Here is a 3,863-nt window from a genome sequence, read left to right on the forward strand (position 1 = left end):
GAACGCTGGTTAATTCAAATAAGGGTGCGATTCCCGCTCGGTAGCTCGTGTTTATTAATTGCTAAAAAATAAGTGTTATTCAAATGAGTATCCACTTCAATAAACCCTACATGACCGGCAAAGAATTGTGGTACATCGCCCAAGCCCATGCCAATGGACATTTAGCCGGGGATGGTCATTTCACTAAACACTGTCAGGGTTGGTTAGAAGCAAGAACTGGGACGCATAAAGCCCTATTGACGCATTCCTGTACAGCGGCATTAGAAATGGCTGCCATATTGACGGACATTCAGCCAGGCGATGAAGTCATCATGCCGTCTTATACGTTTGTTTCTACGGCAAATGCGTTTGTCTTGCGCGGTGCTATTCCCGTATTTGTCGATATTCGTTCTGATACTCTAAACCTTGACGAAACCTTGATTGAAGCGGCAATTACTGAAAAGACCAAAGCGATTGTACCTGTGCATTATGCGGGTGTTGGTTGTGACATGGACACCATCATGGACATTGCCAATCGTCATCATCTGCTGGTGATTGAAGATGCCGCGCAAGGTGTCATGGCTAGTTACAAAGGCCGTGCATTAGGGTCAATTGGGCATTTAGGCTGTTTATCTTTTCACGAAACAAAAAATATCATCTCTGGCGAAGGCGGGGCGTTGTTGATTAATGATCCGCAACTTGCCGAGCGCGCTGAAATTATTCGAGAAAAAGGCACTAACCGCTCCCTCTTTTTTCGCGGTCAAGTAGATAAATACACTTGGGTTGATCTTGGTTCTTCTTATTTACCATCCGAATTAGTGGCGGCTTTTTTATGGGCGCAAATGGAAGAAGCCGATACAATTACACAACGGCGTATTGGCTTGTGGAATAACTATCACCGCTGGTTTGCGGCATCAGAAACTGCTGGTATGTGTCGGCGGCCAATTATTCCACCGGAGTGTCAACACAATGCGCACATGTATTATCTATTGTTGGCAGATTTGGAGACGCGCACCCAGTTTATTACCCGTCTTAAAGCATTAGACATTTTCCCAGTGTTCCATTATGTGCCACTGCATAGCGCGCCGGCTGGGCAAAAATTTGGGCGCGTACATGGTGATCTTTCTAATACAAACCACCTGTCTGATCGTTTAGTTAGGTTGCCATTGTGGATTGGGTTAGAGGAAGATCAAATGGATGTGGTGCGGCACATATCGAGTGCATTGGCGGGGATGGTCTAAACCAATCGATCGTGTTACGTCACGACATGCTTTAACGATCATATTACTGTTTTTTGCCATAGATTATGAAAAAAATAGTTATCGATTCTATACTAATCGTTGTTGTTTTAACCGTTGGAGCATTAGTGACTTGGAATGGTCTAGTAGCAAATGGATTGTGGTGGACAGACGAGTCGCGTCATACGATGCACGGTGTTTTTTTCTTAGATTTTTTGCGCGATTTGCCATTTGATGATCCATATAACTATGTTCAACGCTATTTTGCCCAATACCCAGCCATTGCTTTTAATTGGTACCTGCCCCTGTTCCCGATCATTGTCAGTTTTTTTATGTCAATAATCGGCGTATCAGAGTTTGCCGCGCATATCGCCATTGTTTTTGTCTGGTTAGTTGGTGTGATTGCTTGGTATATTTGGCTAAAATCACGCTTCGATCATGTAACAGCTCTAGCGACTGTTTTAATTCTTTTATCCCTACCTGTTGTGGTGCTATGGAGCAGGTCTGTCATGCTAGAAGCGCCGGCAATTGGTATGTGTATGGCAAGCGTGTTCATGTTTCAGCGTTATCTTGACAGACCTCAATACTCGACTGCAATTGCTTTTGGTTTGATTATTTTGATAACCCTTTTGATTAAACAAACAACATTATTTATTCTTCCTGTACTCATTTCACATGCTTTGGTGTCTCAAAATAGACGTGTACTTTTTTCAAAAAAAGAATCTTTTTTAATAGTAGCTTTTATTACTTTAGGCTTGCTAATCATTGCGGTTCATGCCTTAAAATTTGGACCAGAAATAGTCATGTCTGCCAGTAGTCATGCGTATGATGCGTATCCTTCGCTTGACTCCTTGCCCCGTTGGATCATGTATTCCACTTCAATCTACAAAGGCAGTAGTATCGCTATTGTTATTTTGGGAATCATGGGTGTTTTCTTATTGCTGCGACAGCAAACTCGTGAATTTACATTGCCTATTGCTTGGTTGATCGCTAGTTACTTATGGTGTACATATCTGGCAAGTATACCTGACGATAATGAACGTTACGCTTTCTACGTCATGCCTGCCGTTGCGTTCTTTGCCGCCTATGGTATTCATTATTTTCGCCATTCTATGGTGTATCGTCGAATTATGTTGACAGTAACGTTTGCGGTTATCGGGTGGCAAGTATTTGCAGCAATCAATTTGCCACACTGGTATGTCGCGGGTTATGAAGCAGCAGCGCAATTTATTCGTACTTTACCAAATACAGGTAGTATCTTATTTTTTGGCAAAAATGATGGTAATTTTATTTTTCATTTGCATCGCCTTGATCGTGATAAACAATATGTTATCTTACGGGGCGATAAACTTTTAGTCGAAATCTCAATTACGAAAGACTTTGGTATTAAATCTCACGTTTCAAATACCTCACAGGTTGAAACCTTGTTAAATGAAAACTGGATACATTGGATTGTCGTGGAAAGTAAAAATCTTGTGAAGGTACAAGAAGTTGATTTATTAAATGAAGTGCTACGCAATCAAAAGTCTTACCGGTTAGTTAAGACAGTTCCTGTTGAAAGTAATTTAAAAGTATTTAAGAATGTCGACATTCTGATTTACGAAAATTTAAATTTTCATTTGCCTGAGGATGGACGTATTAATATTAAATATCCTTACTTAGGCAAAACATATCAGTTTGTTTTTTAATAAACTAGCGAATCAGAACAATGTAAAAAGCCAAAAAATAACCGTTACCATCGGTGCGTTAATAACTGAACGCAAAACGGCATTTCTATCAACTCACTCTAATAATAGAGATAAGTTAAATGAAAACCATCTTAATCATTTTCAATCATGACCCTTACGATGGTATTGACGCGACGTGGAATGGCTTACGATTAGCTGAAACCTTGCGTAGTAAAGGTCAATAAGTAGCAAACACATTGCATGTATCGCGGCGAGCTTTTTAACAGCATTACACATCTGGTCGGTGCCGTCTTGGCGCTGGTCGGCGTCACCGTCATGGTCACACTGGCCGGCGTCGAAGGCGGCGCGCTGCGGATTGTGAGTTTCAGTGTCTACGGTGCTACCCTATTCCTGCTGTATCTCGTCTCGACTCTCTACCATAGCCTGCGCGGGCGGGCGAAGCGGGTCTTCCGAGTACTGGATCACAACGCGATTTACCTCCTAATCGCGGGTACTTACACGCCGTTCACCTTAATTGCGCTCGAAGGAACGACCGGCTGGTGGTTATTCGGGGTCGTCTGGACACTGGCGGCGATTGGCATACTACTCGACTCCCTGCCCCGCACGGGTGAGCGCTGGTGGTCTATCCCCATTTATCTGTCCATGGGCTGGGCAATTGTGTTTGCACTCAAGCCCCTGATCGCCGCAATCGGCTCAACCGGATTTTGGTGGTTGATAGCAGGCGGGCTTTTCTATACGGTGGGCATCCTCTTTTATGTGCTAGACGGCCGGTGGCCCTGGTGCCACGGTATCTGGCATCTATTCGTTCTAGCGGGAAGCGTGAGCCACTATTTTGCGATTTTACTGTACCTCTAAAGCTGCGTTATTCAATTGACGTTGACAGCTACACGATGAAGTTAATGTACTATTGATTGCGTTCTGGTCACTGCACTGCTTGTCTAATTATCTTTTAATAAAC

At 43.1% G+C, this 3,863-nt stretch carries 3 protein-coding genes; all 3 read left to right on the forward strand.

The window, feature by feature from the left end; genetic code table 11:
• Positions 1-83: 83 nt before the first annotated feature.
• The 3 genes from rffA to trhA all read left to right on the forward strand — a co-directional run bounded on the left by rffA (position 84) and on the right by trhA (position 3,760).
• Positions 84-1,220 (forward strand): dTDP-4-amino-4,6-dideoxygalactose transaminase, encoded by a 1,137-nt coding sequence (rffA, locus tag HUK38_RS14375; RefSeq protein ID WP_182585017.1) that lies wholly within the window; start codon positions 84-86, stop codon positions 1,218-1,220.
• 65 nt (positions 1,221-1,285) lie between these two features.
• A complete protein-coding gene (locus tag HUK38_RS14380; protein WP_182585018.1) occupies positions 1,286-2,905 on the forward strand; it encodes an ArnT family glycosyltransferase in 1,620 nt (539 codons plus the stop codon).
• A 240-nt stretch (positions 2,906-3,145) separates the two neighbouring features.
• A complete protein-coding gene (trhA, locus tag HUK38_RS14390) occupies positions 3,146-3,760 on the forward strand; it encodes a PAQR family membrane homeostasis protein TrhA (RefSeq protein ID WP_182585019.1) in 615 nt (204 codons plus the stop codon).
• Positions 3,761-3,863 lie beyond the last annotated feature (103 nt).

It is taken from the genome of Thiospirillum jenense, assembly GCF_014145225.1.
Classification (GTDB): domain Bacteria; phylum Pseudomonadota; class Gammaproteobacteria; order Chromatiales; family Chromatiaceae; genus Thiospirillum; species Thiospirillum jenense.